This window comes from Colwellia sp. RE-S-Sl-9, from assembly GCF_048296855.1.
GTDB lineage: Bacteria > Pseudomonadota > Gammaproteobacteria > Enterobacterales > Alteromonadaceae > Pseudocolwellia.
This window is the reverse complement of record NZ_CP182631.1, coordinates 3,110,078-3,127,349: the sequence shown is the minus strand read 5'-3', so window position 1 is coordinate 3,127,349 and position 17,272 is coordinate 3,110,078. Positions and strand designations below refer to the sequence as shown.

Here is a 17,272-nt window from a genome sequence, read left to right as displayed (position 1 = left end):
TGCTTTTGTTAGCCTAGCCATGTGATACATATTTATTGATTATTTTTATCTTTAATTATTTAGTGCTGAAATAAACACCCGGACATCAATATTAAAAATAAACCTTTTAGTATTAGATAAAAAAAAGCCATTCTTTTAAAGGAATGGCTTATATCTAATTGATTTAAATAAGTTTTACTTATATATCTAAGTTAGCAACTTTAAGCGCGTTCTCTTCAATAAAGTTTCTTCTCGGTTCTACATGATCACCCATTAAACAGGTAAACAATTGATCGGCAGCAATAGCATCATCGATTGTAACTCGTAACATTCTACGAGTTTCAGGGTCCATTGTAGTTTCCCATAATTGACTAGGGTTCATCTCACCTAGTCCTTTATAGCGTTGAATATATTGACCACGTTTAGATTCAGCCATTAACCAATTTAGAGCTTCTTCAAACTCAGATACAGGTTTAACTTTTTCGCCACGCTTAATATAACCACCTTCTTCAATTAAACCATTAATTGAAGTATTTAAATCTACAATAGCTTTAAACTCATTAGATTCAATAAACTCGTAACTACAGTTATATTCAGTATCAATACCATGTTTACGCACAATAAAGCTTGGGTAGAATATTTGTCTTTCTGGATCTTTTTTAACAACTACTGAGTAAATAGATCCATTACCATCTTGGTCGTCTAACTGTTTAAGTAAGTCAGCAGTCCATTCATCAACTTTAGCTTCATTGTTAAAGTCTTCTTTAAGAATAGGTTTTGAATAAATCATTTTCTCTAGAATGTCAGCTGGAATTTGTCTTGATACGCGTTTAATGGTATCCATTGTTGTTCTGTACTGTTTTACTAAAGTTTCTAATGCTACACCTGTTATTGCCGGTGCAGATTCGTTTACATGTAATTCGGCATTATCTAAAGCAAGTGTAGTTAGGTACTCTGTTAGACCTTCATCATCTTTAATGTATCTTTCTTGCTTACCTTTTTTAACTTTATATAACGGTGGTTGTGCAATATAGATATAACCACGTTCCATAATTTCAGGCATTTGACGATAGAAAAATGTTAATAATAAAGTACGTATGTGTGATCCATCAACATCGGCATCCGTCATAATAATGATACTGTGGTATCTTAATTTATCTGGATCATATTCATCTCTACCAATACCACAACCTAGTGCTGTGATTAATGTGCCTACTTCTTGTGAAGATATCATTTTATCAAAACGTGCTTTTTCTACGTTTAATATTTTACCTTTCAATGGAAGTATTGCTTGGTTTTTTCTGTTTCGCCCCTGCTTGGCTGATCCGCCAGCAGAGTCCCCTTCCACTATATATAGTTCAGATAGTGCTGGATCTTTTTCTTGGCAATCAGCTAACTTACCCGGTAAACCAGCAATATCTAAAGCACCTTTACGTCGAGTCATTTCTCGTGCTTTACGTGCTGCTTCACGAGCTCTTGCTGCATCAACTATTTTCATAATAATTGTACGTGCAACAGCAGGTTTTTCTAATAAGTATTCACCTAATTTTTCGCCCATAGCTTGTTCAACAGCCGTTTTAACTTCTGATGATACTAGCTTGTCTTTGGTTTGTGATGAAAATTTAGGGTCTGGTACTTTAACTGAAATTACAGCAGTTAAACCTTCACGTGCATCATCACCTGAGGCATTAGTTTCAGTACTTCCACCTTTTTTAGTTTTATTCAAACCTTCTTTAACCATATAGCTATTTAATGTTCTGGTTAATGCTGTTCTAAAACCACTTAAGTGAGTACCACCATCGCGTTGTGGAATATTGTTAGTAAAACAATGAATGTTTTCTTGGAATCCATCGTTCCATTGCATAGCAACTTCTACAATAATTCCATCGTCTTTAGCTAAATCAAAATAAAATATTTCTTCATTTACAGGTGTTTTATTGGTATTTAAGTAATCAACAAATGCTTGAATACCACCTTCAAAATGGAAGTGATCTTCTTTACCTTCTTCTCTGTCATCAATTAATTTTATTGATACACCTGAGTTAAGAAATGAAAGTTCACGTATACGCTTAACGAGTAAGTCATAATGAAATAGAACATCAGAGAATGTTTTTGAGCTTGGCCAAAACCTTACTTCTGTTCCTGTTTTATCACTAACACCAATTTCAGCTAATGGAGCTTCAGGCTCACCATGATGATAAGTTTGCTCATAAAGTTTACCTGCTCGACGGATGTTAAGTTTTAATTTATCACTAAGTGCATTTACAACCGAAATACCAACACCATGTAAACCACCAGAAACTTTATAACCTGAATCATCACCGCCAAACTTACCACCGGCATGTAATACCGTCATAATAACTTCAGCTGCAGATACTCCTTCTTCAGGATGTAATTCAGTAGGAATACCACGACCATCATCTCTTACAGATACTGAACCGTCTAAATGTATTCTTACTACAATTTCACTACAATGACCTGCTAATGCTTCATCAATTGAGTTATCTAAAACTTCAAATACCATATGATGTAATCCAGATCCATCATCTGTATCACCTATATACATACCAGGTCTTTTACGAACTGCATCTAGACCTTTTAGTACTTTTATACTGGCCGAATCATATTCATTTTCTATTGTCATAGCTATTAGCCTATTTCACTCATTTCAAAAATTTTACCATGTTTCACGTGAAACATTTTGTAATTAAGGTCATCAGGAACCAAAGGTTCAATCGCGACTTTATCTATTGCTGTAATAATTACTTGGCAATTTAGTTGATTGATGGCTTCGTTCAAAACAGTTCTTGATTGAGAATCTAGCTCTGCCCCAACATCATCTATCAATAAAATTGGTTTTACTCGTTTTACTTTTTCTATAAGTTTTGCTTGAGCAAAAGTTAAAGCGAGTAAAAACAACTTTTGTTGTCCTCTAGAAAGTTGATTTTCTATTGGTTGTTTTTGCATAAGAAAACGTACATCAAACTTATGAGTTCCTGAAATTGAATATCCTAGTGCAATTTCACGTGTACGATTACTTTGTAAAACATCTTCAAGTTTAGTATTTTGTCTCCAACCCTGAAAATATTGTATTTCTATATTCTTATATATATTGGGTAATAATAACTGAGCCCATATAGCAAACTCTTCTTTAAAACTGTTTATATATTTAACTCTTAATTCGGAAACATTATTTGAATGAATACAAAAAACCTCATCCCAATATTTAATACCTTCTAAATTATGACCCGATCTTAGATAGGCATTCCTTTGTTTTAGTATACGACTAAATTCTTTCCATTCTGTAGAAAATGATTGTTCCACGTGAAACAATCCTAAATCAACAAATCGTCTTCTCTCTTTAGGTCCACCAAAAAATAATTTAAAACTTTCTGGAGTAATAATCTGAACAGCAATATTTTTGGCAAGTTCAGATAGTTTATTATGCCTTTCACCGTTAATTTTAATTTCTGTCTGATTAGAAATAAAATTTCTAGAAATGCCTATTTGTGTGTCTAAATCATCTTTAACACTAACAACAAAAGTAGACTGATTAAATGATACTAAATTTTCAACTTTTGTAGTTCTAAAAGATTTACCATGCCCCAGAAAAAAAATAGCTTCTAAAAAACTACTTTTTCCACTTCCATTATCACCTATCAAAAAATTTAAATATGGATGTAAATCTGTTTTACATTGTTCAATATTACGAAAATTACTAGTAATTAATCGAACTACACTCATTACAAACGCATAGGCATAACAACATACGTTGCTTCACCAGTATCAGCACCTTCAATAACTACACTGCTATTCGCATCAGCAAGGGTAAATTTAACATTTGTATCTTTTATTGCATTAAGTACATCTAACACATAACTTACGTTAAACCCTACTTCAACATCTTCAAATGGAAAGTCAATTTCAACAACTTCTTCAGCTTGTTCTTGCTCAGGGTTATTTGCCGTAATTTTAAGTTCAGTGCTTGAAAAATTAAGTCTTACGCCTCTAAATTTTTCATTAGATAGAATAGCTGCACGAGATAAAACTTGTCTCATTTCTTCACGGCTAGTTTGTAAAATTTTATCACCATTACGTGGTAACACTCTTCTATAATCAGGGAAACGACCATCAACTAACTTACTCGTAAATGAAAATTCTGTATCAATAATACGAATATGATTTGAACCTAAAAATACTTTTACTGTTTCTTCTAACGGATCAAGTAATCTGATTATTTCTAAAATACCTTTACGAGGTACTATGACTTGTCTGGTAGGTAAAGATAAAGTGTCGTTTGAAATTTTACATATTGCTAAACGGTGACCGTCTGTTGCAACAGAACGTATTTCATTACCTTCAGTTTCAATCGACATTCCATTTAAGTAATAACGAACATCTTGATTAGCCATTGAAAAATGCGTACTTTCGATCAATCTCAAAAATTCTGATTTTAATAATTGAAATTCTACATCACCCTGCCATTCTTCAATATTTGGAAAATCATCAGCGGATAAAGTGGAAAGTGAATATTTACTTCGGCCTGTTGAAATTTTAATAATTTCATTTTCTAATTCGAACTCTAAAAGTGAATCATCTGGTAAGCTTTTACAAATGTCTAAAAGTTTTCGAGCAGGAATTGTAACTTTAGCATCTTGTGCGTGGTTATCAATTTGAGCATAAGAAACCATTTCAAGCTCTAAATCTGTAGCTGTTAGAGTAAGTGATTGCCCACTAACCTCCAACAATACATTACTTAAAATGGGTAATGTACTTTTTCTTTCAACAGCGCCAGAAACAAGTAACAACGGTTTTAAAAGTGATTCCCTATTTATTGAAAACTTCATTTTTATACCTATAAAAATTTTAATTAACTAATTAAGATGAAAGTGTTCTTATCAAGTTTGAATAATCTTCTTTTATGTCATGAGTTTCTTCTCTTAAAGATTTAACTTTACGACATGCATGTAAAACAGTTGTATGATCTCTTCCGCCGAAAGCATCACCAATCTCAGGTAAGCTATGATTTGTCAGTTCTTTAGAAAGTGCCATAGCAATTTGTCTTGGACGAGCAACCGATCTATTACGCCTTTTAGATAACAAATCTGAAACTTTAATTTTATAATATTCAGCGACTGTTCTTTGTATGTTATCAATTGTGACAAGTTTATCTTGAAGTGCAAGTAAATCACGTAAAGCCTCACGAACAAAGTCTATTGTTATAGCTCTACCCGTAAAATTAGCGTTTGCCACAACTCTATTCAAAGCACCTTCGAGTTCACGTACATTAGATCGAAGACGTTTAGCTATAAAAAAAGCAACTTCGTCTGCTAAATTAATATTACTCTCTTCTGCTTTGCGTTTTAATATAGCAACACGCGTTTCTAATTCAGGCGGTTCAATTGCAATAGTAAGGCCCCAACCAAAACGAGATTTAAGTCGATCTTCAACATCAACTTCTTTAGGGTAACGGTCACTCGTTAAAATAATTTGCTGATTACCTTCAAGTAATGCATTAAAGGTATGAAAAAACTCTTCTTGAGTACGATCTTTACCAACAAAAAATTGAATATCATCAATCAATAACGCATCAACTGAACGGTAAAATTGCTTAAATTTTTCCATTTCATTATTTTGTAAAGCACGAACCATATCTTGAACAAAACGTTCAGAGTGCATATAAGCTATTTTTGCATCAGGATTATTAGCTAAAATACCATTACCAACAGCATGCAATAAATGTGTTTTACCTAAGCCTGTACCACCATAAATAAATAATGGATTATAAGCTGAACCTGGATTATCTGCTACTTGAGAAGCTGCGGCTCTAGCTAATTGATTTGATTTACCTTCTACAAAATTATCGAAAGTATATTTATCGCGAACGTTTGCTGTTTTAGGTAAGGTAGATTCAGACGGTGTTTTAGATTTTTTCACTGTATTAGATTGTGGTGTAGGTACTTTACTCACCACTTGATCTGCGTTATTTACAGGAATACTACCCACATCAAAGCGTAACATAGGCGGGTTTGTAGGATCGTTTAATGCAACAAGTTCGTTTAAACGATTTAAATATTTATCTCTTACCCAATCTAATACAAATCGATTAGGTGCAAACAGCGTTACAACATTGTTATCTATAATGCATTGAAGTGGGCGAATCCACATACTAAATTGTTGAGCAGGCAATTCTTCTTGTAAGATAGACAGACAACGTTGCCAATGTGATTGATCCAACCAAAACTCCTAAGATGCCAAGTTTATTTTTTTACTATAAATAAAAAGTAGAGCAAAATAAAATGACGTAAAACTATTAAAATTATTATCTATTAGTAGCATTATCTACGTAGTTATCCACAAGTTCAATATTGACATTTACAATAAATTAATAAACAGCAATAAAATATACTTAACAAATTGATTATTATTGAATTAATAATTAAATAATAATAATATTTTGATACTAAAACCGCGCAATAATCACATTGAATTAGCCAACATTAATCAGTAAAAAAGTTTATATGTGATGAAACTGTGGATACTTAAAGTTTTATACTGAAGATCAGTCAAGGATCCTTTTTAAAAATACCTATACTTCATGTTGACGCCTACAATTAATCTGTATATAATTCTGCCTCTTTTTTAGACCAGTGTGCTCATTTTAAGGCGACTTGCCAGGGCAACAACAACCGACGGATTAGCGTAATGAAAAGAACATTTCAACCTAGTGTATTAAAGCGTAAACGCAACCACGGCTTTCGTGCTCGTATGGCAACTAAGAACGGTCGTGCAGTTATTGCACGTCGTCGTGCTAAAGGCCGTGCAAGCTTAAGCGCATAATCTCTTTTTTGATTTATCAAATAGAGTTCGAGTAACTACCATGGTTACTTATGAATTTAATCGGGAGTCACGTTTGTTGACTCCCGGTCAATTCCAATCAGTATTTACTAAACCATTACGTTTTGGTTCTAGTCATATAACAATTCTTGTCATCCAAAATTCTAATAAACTTAATCGTTTGGGTTTAGCTATAGCTAAAAAAAGAGTTAAGTTAGCTGTTCAAAGAAATAGAATTAAACGAGTAATTCGAGAAAGTTTTCGTTTAAATCAGCACAACCTCCCCCATATAGATATAGTTGTTATGGTAAAATCAGGTACTGATAAACTAGACAACAAAGAAATTAATCAACAATTAGAAAAAATATGGCGAAAAATAATTCAGCGCCACAAAGTACAGTAATTTATATAATAAAAGCTTACCAACGCTTGCTAAGTCCTTTATTGGGCAACAATTGTAGATTTAATCCAACATGTTCTTTTTATGCTATTGAAGCAATTAATCGCTTTGGAGTGTTAAAAGGTTGTTGGTTAGCGAGCAAACGTATACTAAAATGCCACCCACTTAATGCGGGAGGATCTGATCCCGTGCCACTATCAAAAAAAGAGAAATAATTCATTATGGAATCTCAACGCAGTTTTTTGTTTATTGCGCTAATGGTTGTTACCTATTTATTATTTACTGAATGGCAAAAAGATAATGCCCCAGTAATTGAACAACCAGCACAAGTACAAACTAATACTATTCAAAATGCTAACGGCGAATATATTCCCGAATCATCCACTAATAGCGCCGTAATTCAAGAATCAATTAATCCTGTTAAACAGCTTGTATCTGTAAATACAGATGTTTTAGCAATAAAAATTGATACTCGTGGTGGTGATATTGTTGAAGCTAAATTATTAGAATTTAATACCGAACAAGGTAATGGAATTCCATTTACATTAATGCAAAATGGTCCAAAAAAATATGTAGCACAAAGTGGATTAATTGGTGAACAAGGTATAGATCGTGTTATTAAAGGTCGTCCAATTTATCAAACTCAAGCGACAACGTATGAACTAGCAGATAAAGATTCAATAGCTGTTGATTTAAACTTTGTAACCTCTGATGGATTAGCTGTAACCAAACGCTTCACCTTTAATAAAGCAAGCTATAGCGTTAATGTTGAATACATCATTAAAAATAACACTGCAGCTGTCGCTAGTGTGCAAATGTATGCTCAACTAAAACAATCAACGTTAGTAGAAAGCGGCTCAGCACTTATGCCAACATATAATGGTGCCGCATATTCTACAACAGATGAAAGATACGAAAAGTATGGTTTTGATGATATAGCAGAGAAGAAGTTATCTCTTTCAACCATAGGTGGTTGGATTGCAATGTCAGAACATTACTTTGTATCATCATGGATACCAAATAAAGACGATTTAAATCAGATTTATACTACATACACTTCAAATCAAGATGCAGTAATTGGCTACAAAGCACCTGTAATTTCAATACAACCAAATAGTCAAGCAACAACGTCTGCTATTTTATATGTAGGACCAAAAGATCAAGACGTACTTGAAACAATAGCTCCAAACTTAGATCTTACAATTGACTACGGGTTTTTATGGATGATCAGTAAAGCATTGTTCTGGTTACTAATACAAATTCAATCTATTGTATCAAACTGGGGCTTAGCTATTATAGTAATTACCTTAATAGTTAAAGGTGCTATGTACCCGCTAACAAAAGCGCAGTATACCTCTATGGCTAAAATGCGTGCTTTAGCGCCTAAAATGACTCAATTAAAAGAACGTTTTGGTGATGATAGACAAAAAATGTCTCAAGCCACAATGGAAATGTACCGTAAAGAAAAAGTAAACCCAGCTGGTGGTTGCTTACCTTTACTTATTCAAATGCCTATATTCTTAGCTTTGTATTGGGTATTTTTAGAAAGTGTTGAATTACGTCATGCACCTTTCATGTTATGGATACAAGATTTATCAGCAATGGATCCTTACTACGTATTACCTGTACTTATGGGTATCAGTATGTTTGTAATGCAAAAGATGCAACCTATGACAATACAAGATCCAATGCAACAAAAAATAATGCAATACATGCCTGTCGCCTTCTCAGTATTCATGGCATGGTTCCCATCAGGTTTAGTGCTTTATTGGTTTATAAGTAACTTAATATCAATAGCACAAATGAAAATAATATTTTCAGGATTAGAAAAAGCGAAAGCTAAAGAATAAATTTAGTAAGCAAGTAAATAAAGGTGACTCAGGTCACCTTTTTTTCATCAATAATTTCTACATCCCCTTCCACATAATAATTCACATCATGCATATTTAAATACTTTAGGGTTATAATACGCACAAAATGAAAGCGTTAAATCGAGTAATAAATGAGTGAATTAAGTTTATCTAATCTAGCCAAAGAAACCATTGCAGCACAAGCTACTGCACCAGGTAGAGGTGGAGTTGGCATTATCAGAGTATCTGGTCCAGAGGTACAAAATGTAGCTAAAGCTATTTTAAGTAAAGTACCTGAACTTAGAAAAGCTGAATATCTTCCATTTAAAAACTTAAAGGGTGAAACTTTAGATCAAGGCATAGCATTATATTTTAAAGGCCCTAATTCATTTACTGGTGAAGATATTATTGAATTTCAAGGACACGGTGGCCCTGTAATATTAGATATGCTACTCAAAGAAATTTTATCCTTGCCTAAAGTCAGAATGGCAAACCCAGGTGAATTTAGTGAACAAGCATTTTTAAACGATAAGTTAGATTTAACACAAGCAGAAGCCATTGCTGATTTAATCAATTCAAGTTCAGAACAAGCGGCTAAATGCGCACTTAACTCTCTTCAAGGTGACTTCTCTAAACTTATTAATCAACTGGTTGAAGATACAATTCATTTAAGAATGTACGTAGAAGCAGCGATAGACTTTCCAGAGGAAGAAATTGATTTTCTCGCTGATAAAAAAGTCGTCGATAAGCTTAAAAGTATCATTACCCAAGTAATTGATGTACGTAAACAAGCACAGCAAGGTGCCATTATTAGAGAAGGTATGCGTGTTGTTATTGCAGGTAGACCTAATGCTGGTAAATCAAGCCTACTCAACTCCCTTAGTGGTAAAGAAAGCGCAATCGTAACAGATATAGCAGGTACAACCCGCGACGTGTTATCGGAGCAAATCCATATTGATGGTATGCCATTGCATATTATTGATACCGCTGGACTACGAGAAAGCACAGATAAAGTAGAACAAATAGGTATTGAGCGTGCATGGAACGAAATCAACCAAGCTGATCGTGTATTACTTATGGTGGATTCATCACTAAATATTGATGAGGATCCTAAACAGCAATGGCCAGAATTTTTTGCTAAATTACCTGAAAAAATAGGTTTAACCGTTATTCGCAATAAAGCAGACATTAGTAAAGCTCAAACAGGATACTCAAACCCAAACAATACGCCTACCATTACATTATCAGCTAAAAATGGTGACGGTGTAGATGTACTAAAAGAACATTTAAAAGAGATTATGGGCTACCAAGGAAGTACTGAAGGCGGCTTTATGGCTCGTCGTAGACATTTATCTGCATTAGAGAAAGCACATCATCATTTAGAAATTGGATTAGAACAACTTGAATCTTATGTTGCAGGTGAAATACTCGCCGAAGAATTAAGGTTTTGCCAAGAAGAACTTAACCAAATAACAGGTGAATTTACTAATGATGACTTACTAACAGAAATATTTTCATCATTCTGTATAGGTAAATAGCACAATTAACAACGAGTAAAAATCACTTATTTATGAGATAAATATGAATTCATATCAAATTATTGTTGGCAGTATGTTAGGTGGAACTGAGTACGTAGCTGAAGCTTGTGAAGAACAATTAAACGCTTTAGGACATCAAACTCAGCTGCATTTAACACCTAATTTTGAAGAAATAGAAAATAAAAACACAAATTGGCTCATTTGCACTTCAACTCACGGTGCTGGAGATTACCCTGATAATATTCAAAAATTTGTTTTAGATCTTGAAAACTGCACACAGGATCTAACAAGTATTAATTATATGATCATAGGGGTTGGTGATCGTAATTATGATACTTATTGCTTAGCTGCTAAAAATATAGATAAACTATTAAATTCAAAGGGTTGTATAAGAATAGCGACAATAAAGCTATTAGATATGTCACAAGATATAGATCCAGAAGATCTTGCTCAATGCTGGATTACTGAAAATAAAGATCTATTGTAATGATCTTACTAAGAAGTTATTCACAGAATTACAAAAATAAAACATGTAATGTGTATAACTCTGTGATTAAGCTATTATTTTCTTATTATTATTCAGTGTATATAAATAAAATTTATTCTCCTTGTGGATAACAGGCCTTTTTGATCATAGGTTTAAAGTTAAATGATCCAAGGTTGTAAACAAGCTTTATAGTAGCCTAAGTAATTGAAATAAAATCTATAAAAGGACTTATCAACAGAAAAAAGGATCCTTAATAAGTAATAACAACAAGATCTTTAAAAAGATCTTATATATATTTAAGAAGATCATACTAAGATCTTTTTCGGTATTTGATCATTCCCCTCCCCTCAAAAACAAGCTAAAATACGCTCCCTAATTTGAAAAGATCATTAATCTAAAGGTTAAAAAATTTATGTGGTATCAAGAAACTTATGACGTGATTGTTGTTGGCGGTGGACACGCCGGAACAGAAGCTTGTTTAGCTGCTGCACGTATGGGTTGTAAGACATTATTGTTAACTCATAATATTGACACTTTAGGACAAATGTCATGTAACCCAGCAATTGGTGGTATTGGCAAAGGTCATCTTGTAAAAGAAATTGATGCTTTAGGTGGATTAATGGCTACTGCAACAGATCATGCTGCAATCCAATTTAGAACCTTAAACGCGAGTAAAGGCCCAGCAGTAAGAGCAACCAGAGCTCAAGCTGATAGATTATTGTATAAATCTTTTGTTAGAAACACTTTAGAGAACCACGAAAACTTAACTATTTTTCAACAACCTTGTGACGATCTTATTCTAGAAAACGATGTTGTAGTGGGTGTTTCAACACAAATGGGATTAAAGTTTAAAGCTAAATCTGTCGTTTTAACTGTAGGAACATTCTTAGCAGGTCAAATACATATTGGCTTAAATAACTATCAAGGTGGCCGTGCTGGAGATCCTGCAAGTGTTAACTTGGCTAAAAGCTTAAGAGACATGCCCTTTAGGATCGATCGTTTAAAAACAGGAACACCTCCTAGACTAGATGCTAGAAGCTTAAACTTTTCAGTAATGCAAGAACAACCAGGTGACGATCCTAGACCCGTATTTTCTTATATGGGAAATAGATCCCAACATCCTGAACAAATCTCTTGTTTTATTACACATACAAATATTAAAACACATGACATCATTCGCGGAGGTCTAGATCGCTCTCCAATGTACACAGGTGTTATTGAAGGTATTGGACCAAGATATTGTCCATCCATTGAAGATAAAATACATCGTTTTTCAGATAAAGACTCTCATCAAATATTTGTTGAACCTGAAGGTTTAACAACACATGAAATTTACCCTAACGGTATTTCAACAAGTTTACCATTTGACGTACAAATGGACTTAGTAAGATCAATTGTAGGTTTTGAAAATGCTCACATTACAAGACCTGGTTATGCTATTGAATATGATTATTTTGATCCTAGAGATTTAAAACAGACTCTTGAAAGTAAATTTATTAATAACCTATATTTTGCTGGCCAAATAAATGGAACAACAGGATATGAAGAAGCAGGTGCTCAAGGCTTAATAGCAGCAACAAATGCTGCAGCACGTGTTCAAGGCAAAGAAGAACTTATTTTAGGTCGTGATGAAGCATACATGGGTGTACTCATTGATGACTTAGCAACATTAGGTACTAAAGAACCTTACAGAATGTTTACTTCTCGTGCAGAATATCGATTATTACTTCGAGAAGATAACGCTGATATCCGCTTAACTGAAAAAGGTTATAAGCTTGGTTTAGTAAATGAAGCTCGTTGGAAACGTTTTAATGAAAAAATGGAAAATGTAGAGCAAGAACGTCAACGTCTAAAATCAACGTGGATCCATAAAGATCATGCAGCAGTAAATGATATTAATCCTTTATTAAAAACACCTATAAGTAGAGAAAATAGTTTAGAAGATTTATTACGTCGTCCTGAAGTTAATTATAGCGATCTTATGAGTATTGAAAGTTTAGGACCTAAATTAGAAGATATTCAAGCTTCTGAACAAGTAGAAATTCAAATAAAATATGCTGGATATATTGAACGTCAACTTGAAGATATAGCGAAAAAGAAAAAACATGAACTTACATTAATACCAAATGATTTTAATTTTTCACAAATTTCTGGGCTATCAAATGAAGTTATTGCAAAATTAACAGATACACGACCAGAAACTATCGGTAAAGCTTCGCGAATTTCAGGTATTACTCCCGCTGCAATTTCGTTATTATTAGTTTATCTAAAAAAGCATGGTTTATTACGTAAATCAGCTTAACCTTTAACCATATGAGCTAGTAATTTAAATAATGTTAACCGATAAATTAAAAACACTGTTAAAAGAAACACAATTACAGCTCACTGATCAGCAAGTTAAATTACTTATTGATTACGTTGAATTATTAAATAAATGGAATAAAACTTATAATCTAACCTCCATTCGTGATCCACAAGATATGATTATTAAACATATTATGGACAGTTTAATGATAGGCCCTTTACTAGAGGGCCAATATTTTATAGATGTAGGAACAGGCCCCGGTTTACCAGGAATTCCATTAGCTATAGCTTATCCAGATAAAGAATTTGTTTTATTAGATAGTTTAGGTAAGCGTATTACCTTTTTAAAACAGGTTACTTATCAACTATCCCTTAAAAATGTTACACCAATTCAATCAAGAGTAGAAAAATATCAACCTGAAAAACCATTTGATGGTGTTTTAAGTAGAGCATTTTCTTCACTTAATGATATGGTTACCTGGTGTGATCATTTAGTATCGAAAGATCATGGAAAATTTCTAGCCTTAAAAGGACAATTTCCAACAGATGAAATTGAAAATTTACCTACTAACGTAAAAATGATAAAAAGTCATACTATAATTGTTCCTCAGTTAAATGCTGAAAGACACTTAATTGAATTAGTTAAAATACAATAAAATATTGTAACCGAGAAATTCGAGGGATTTGTGGGAAAAATAATTGCAGTAGCTAATCAAAAAGGAGGCGTTGGTAAAACAACAACCTCAGTAAATTTAGCTGCATCTTTGGCTGCTACAAAAAGAAAAGTATTACTTATAGATCTTGATCCTCAAGGTAATGCATCAATGGCAAGTGGTGTCGATAAATATGATGCTCCTGCCACATGTTACGAATTACTTGTAGATGAAAAACCTTTTGAAGAAGTTGTTATTACAGAAACAACAGGTCTTTATCATTTAATTGCTGCAAATGCTGACGTAACAGCAGTAGAAATTAAATTAATGGAAGTCTATTCAAGAGAACAACGATTAAAAAGAGCATTAGCTAAAGTAAAAAATGACTATGAGTTTATTATAATAGACTGCCCTCCATCATTAAATATGCTTACTGTAAATGCTATGACTGCCGCAGATTCTGTTTTAGTACCCATGCAATGTGAATACTACGCATTAGAAGGTTTAACGGCATTAATGGATACTATTTCTCAATTAACTTCTGTTGTTAATGGAAATCTACATATAGAAGGTATTTTACGTACCATGTATGATCCAAGAAATAGATTAGCTAATGATGTATCTGAACAACTTAAGCGACATTTTGGTGATAAAGTGTATAGAACAGTTATCCCAAGAAATGTTCGTTTAGCTGAAGCACCAAGCTTTGGTTCACCAGCAATGTATTACGATAAATCGTCTACAGGCGCTAAAGCCTATTTAGCATTAGCCGGCGAAATATTACGTAAAAATGAAAAGAAAGCTAACAAAGAAACCGTAACAAGTTAACATTCAAGGAAAACTATGAGTCCAACTAAACGCAGAGGATTAGGCCGTGGTCTAGATGCCCTATTAACATCGGTACCTAAGGACTCATCTGCTAATTCATCATCAGATCCTCAAACAAGTGAACTTCAAAACCTTCCTATTGAATTACTTCATACCGGTAAATATCAGCCGCGTAAAGATATGTCTGATGAAGCATTAATTGAATTATCAAATTCAATTAAATCGCAAGGAATTATTCAACCTATTGTGGTTCGACAAACAGATCATGAAGAATATGAAATTATTGCGGGTGAAAGACGTTGGAGAGCAGCACAACTTGCTGGTTTAGAATTAGTGCCTTGTTTAGTAAAAGATGTCCCTGATGAATCTGCTGTTGCTATGGCGTTAATTGAAAATATTCAACGTGAAGATCTTAATGCTATGGAAGAAGCTATAGCGTTAGAAAGACTTTTAATTGAGTTTGAATTAACTCATCAAGAAGTGGCAGATGTTGTTGGAAAATCAAGAACAACAGTTAGTAATTTATTACGTTTAAATAACTTAAATAGTGAAGTTAAAACATTTTTAGAACATGGTGATCTTGAAATGGGTCATGCGCGAGCATTACTTGGTCTTTCTGATGATGAACAAACGAACACAGCGAGAATTGTGGTCGCTAAAGAATTAACCGTTAGAGAAACTGAAGCACTAATAAAAAAATTACAAGAACCTGTAAAAGAAATTAAAGCTAAAGAAATAGATCCCGATACACAATCGTTAGAACAAAGCTTATCAGAAAAAATAGGTTCACAAGTTTCAATTTCTCATAATAAAAAAGGTAAAGGTAAGCTTGTAATTTCTTATACTAATTTAGATGAACTTGATGGAATAGTGGCACGATTTAATACTCAATAAAGACTTTAAATGAGTATATAACTATTAATGATAGTAAAGATAAAATAATTCGCACAATAATAGGGCTTACGTAGCCCTATTTTGTTGCATTAAAAACGCAATTAAGTATACTTGCGCAGACTTTTAATGTTTAAAGTATTTACTTTAAACATCTATATGTTTTACGAATATTTTCGTACGGAGCTTTTAGTGAATCTCTTTGTAGAAAGCGAGTTAGCTAAACCTGGGTTGAAATTAGCGTTTAAACAAATACTAATTACCTTTATTGTTGTAATAAGTATTACAGTCAGTATTTATATTATTTGGGACCAAGATTCTGCCAAATCAGCGTTAATTGGTGGTTTGATTGGAATTATACCTAACATAATATTTGCACTTAAAGCATTTAGATATGCGGGTGCAAGATCAGCTAAAAAAGTGGTTGAATCCTTTTTTAGCGGTGTAAAAATAAAGATGGTATTAACGGCAATTTTATTTTCACTAGCCTTTAAGTTTTTAGTGATAGAGCCGCTTCCTTTATTTGGCATGTTTTGTTTAGTAATGGTTATGCCGTTACTACAACCAATTATTAATAAACAATAATTGGCATAGTTTTTTTAAACTTTAATCATTAGGGTAATTTAATATGGCTTCAGGTGCTGAAATAACCAGCCAAGAATATATTAAACATCATTTGCAAAATCTTACTGTGGGCGAAGGCTTTTGGGCTGTTCACATAGATACGCTAGGATGGTCAATATTTTTAGGCTTAGTTTTTCTTTACATTTTCCGTTCAGTTGCTAAAAAAGCAAACTCGGGCGTACCAGGAAAACTGCAATGTGCAGTAGAAATGGTAGTAGAATTTGTAGACGACAGTGTAAAAAGTACGTTTCATGGTAAAAATCCAGTTATTGCGCCTTTAGCATTAACTATTTTTGTTTGGGTATTACTAATGAACGCAATGGATTGGGTACCCGTTGACCTTATTCCACGTATTTTTGAGTTGTTTGGTGTTCATTATATGAAAGCTGTACCAACAACTGATCCAAATATGACTTTTGCATTAGCATTAGGTGTGTTTGTTCTTATTATTTACTATTCAATTAAAGTAAAAGGTGTCGGTGGATTCATTAAAGAATTAACAACTCAACCTTTTGGACATTGGTCTTTATATCCAGTGAACTTTATTCTTGAAATGGTTACCTTATTAGCTCGTCCATTATCATTAGCGTTACGTTTATTTGGTAACTTATATGCAGGTGAGTTGATATTTTTACTGATTGCGACAATTGGTTTATTCCAATTGCCAGTACACTTTTTATGGGCAGCGTTCCACTTGTTGGTTATCCCATTACAAGCGTTTATTTTTATGATGCTAACGATTCTTTATTTGAGTCTTGCGCATGAAGATCACTAACTCTTCGGGACTGAGTTAGAACGACACTAGTCGGGCCGAAGGGTTTAGGGCAGGAAGCCCGTAAAAACAAATTTTTAACTTTAAACTTTAACTTAAATAATCGGAG

16 protein-coding genes are annotated in these 17,272 nt (G+C 33.3%); 12 read left to right on the top strand and 4 right to left on the bottom strand.

The genetic code is table 11. From position 1 onward, the window contains the following. Positions 1 to 178: 178 nt before the first annotated feature. Genes gyrB through dnaA form a run of 4 tightly spaced genes read right to left on the bottom strand, consistent with a single transcriptional unit; the run spans position 179 to position 6,216 of the window. Complete coding sequence (gene gyrB, locus ACM9HF_RS13550) at positions 179 to 2,623, bottom strand: DNA topoisomerase (ATP-hydrolyzing) subunit B (protein ID WP_473609536.1); 2,445 nt, start codon at positions 2,621 to 2,623, stop codon at positions 179 to 181. Positions 2,624 to 2,628: 5 nt separating this feature from the next. Then, positions 2,629 to 3,723, bottom strand: coding sequence for a DNA replication/repair protein RecF (recF, locus tag ACM9HF_RS13545; protein ID WP_473609533.1), 1,095 nt, complete (start codon positions 3,721 to 3,723; stop codon positions 2,629 to 2,631). After that, positions 3,723 to 4,826 (bottom strand): DNA polymerase III subunit beta, encoded by a 1,104-nt coding sequence (dnaN, locus tag ACM9HF_RS13540; protein ID WP_473609529.1) that lies wholly within the window; start codon positions 4,824 to 4,826, stop codon positions 3,723 to 3,725. Before dnaN ends, recF begins: the two co-directional genes overlap by 1 nt. 31 nt (positions 4,827 to 4,857) lie before the next feature. Further along, complete coding sequence (dnaA, locus tag ACM9HF_RS13535; protein WP_473609526.1) at positions 4,858 to 6,216, bottom strand: chromosomal replication initiator protein DnaA; 1,359 nt, start codon at positions 6,214 to 6,216, stop codon at positions 4,858 to 4,860. A gap of 468 nt (positions 6,217 to 6,684) precedes the next feature. Between dnaA and rpmH the strand changes: the two genes are divergently transcribed. From rpmH to atpB, 12 genes are all read left to right on the top strand, one after another. Then, positions 6,685 to 6,819: a 50S ribosomal protein L34 gene (gene rpmH, locus ACM9HF_RS13530; protein ID WP_033080930.1), complete on the top strand. Its 135-nt coding sequence runs from the start codon at positions 6,685 to 6,687 to the stop codon at positions 6,817 to 6,819. A 40-nt stretch (positions 6,820 to 6,859) separates the two neighbouring features. Further along, complete coding sequence (gene rnpA, locus ACM9HF_RS13525) at positions 6,860 to 7,219, top strand: ribonuclease P protein component (RefSeq protein WP_473609519.1); 360 nt, start codon at positions 6,860 to 6,862, stop codon at positions 7,217 to 7,219. Continuing rightward, on the top strand, positions 7,183 to 7,431 hold the full coding sequence (gene yidD, locus ACM9HF_RS13520; RefSeq protein WP_473609515.1) for a membrane protein insertion efficiency factor YidD: 249 nt from the start codon (positions 7,183 to 7,185) through the stop codon (positions 7,429 to 7,431). Before rnpA ends, yidD begins: the two co-directional genes overlap by 37 nt. Positions 7,432 to 7,437: 6 nt before the next feature. Further along, on the top strand, positions 7,438 to 9,066 hold the full coding sequence (gene yidC, locus ACM9HF_RS13515) for a membrane protein insertase YidC (RefSeq protein WP_473609511.1): 1,629 nt from the start codon (positions 7,438 to 7,440) through the stop codon (positions 9,064 to 9,066). Between the two features lie 152 nt (positions 9,067 to 9,218). Beyond that, the gene (mnmE, locus tag ACM9HF_RS13510) at positions 9,219 to 10,604 is read left to right on the top strand and encodes a tRNA uridine-5-carboxymethylaminomethyl(34) synthesis GTPase MnmE (RefSeq protein WP_473609507.1); all 1,386 of its coding nucleotides are present in this window, start codon (positions 9,219 to 9,221) and stop codon (positions 10,602 to 10,604) included. A gap of 43 nt (positions 10,605 to 10,647) precedes the next feature. Further along, on the top strand, positions 10,648 to 11,091 hold the full coding sequence (locus ACM9HF_RS13505) for a flavodoxin domain-containing protein (RefSeq protein ID WP_473609503.1): 444 nt from the start codon (positions 10,648 to 10,650) through the stop codon (positions 11,089 to 11,091). Positions 11,092 to 11,503: 412 nt separating this feature from the next. Next, positions 11,504 to 13,393, top strand: a complete 1,890-nt coding sequence (gene mnmG, locus ACM9HF_RS13500; RefSeq protein ID WP_473609499.1) for a tRNA uridine-5-carboxymethylaminomethyl(34) synthesis enzyme MnmG — start codon at positions 11,504 to 11,506, stop codon at positions 13,391 to 13,393. A gap of 31 nt (positions 13,394 to 13,424) precedes the next feature. Then, positions 13,425 to 14,051: a 16S rRNA (guanine(527)-N(7))-methyltransferase RsmG gene (gene rsmG, locus ACM9HF_RS13495; RefSeq protein WP_473609496.1), complete on the top strand. Its 627-nt coding sequence runs from the start codon at positions 13,425 to 13,427 to the stop codon at positions 14,049 to 14,051. A 30-nt stretch (positions 14,052 to 14,081) separates the two neighbouring features. After that, positions 14,082 to 14,876, top strand: a complete 795-nt coding sequence (locus ACM9HF_RS13490; protein WP_473609492.1) for a ParA family protein — start codon at positions 14,082 to 14,084, stop codon at positions 14,874 to 14,876. A gap of 15 nt (positions 14,877 to 14,891) precedes the next feature. Then, the gene (locus ACM9HF_RS13485; RefSeq protein ID WP_473609488.1) at positions 14,892 to 15,770 is read left to right on the top strand and encodes a ParB/RepB/Spo0J family partition protein; all 879 of its coding nucleotides are present in this window, start codon (positions 14,892 to 14,894) and stop codon (positions 15,768 to 15,770) included. 189 nt (positions 15,771 to 15,959) lie between these two features. Further along, positions 15,960 to 16,352, top strand: coding sequence for an ATP synthase subunit I (locus tag ACM9HF_RS13480; RefSeq protein WP_473609484.1), 393 nt, complete (start codon positions 15,960 to 15,962; stop codon positions 16,350 to 16,352). A 43-nt stretch (positions 16,353 to 16,395) separates the two neighbouring features. Beyond that, positions 16,396 to 17,166: a F0F1 ATP synthase subunit A gene (gene atpB / locus ACM9HF_RS13475; protein WP_077339676.1), complete on the top strand. Its 771-nt coding sequence runs from the start codon at positions 16,396 to 16,398 to the stop codon at positions 17,164 to 17,166. Positions 17,167 to 17,272: the final 106 nt, after the last annotated feature.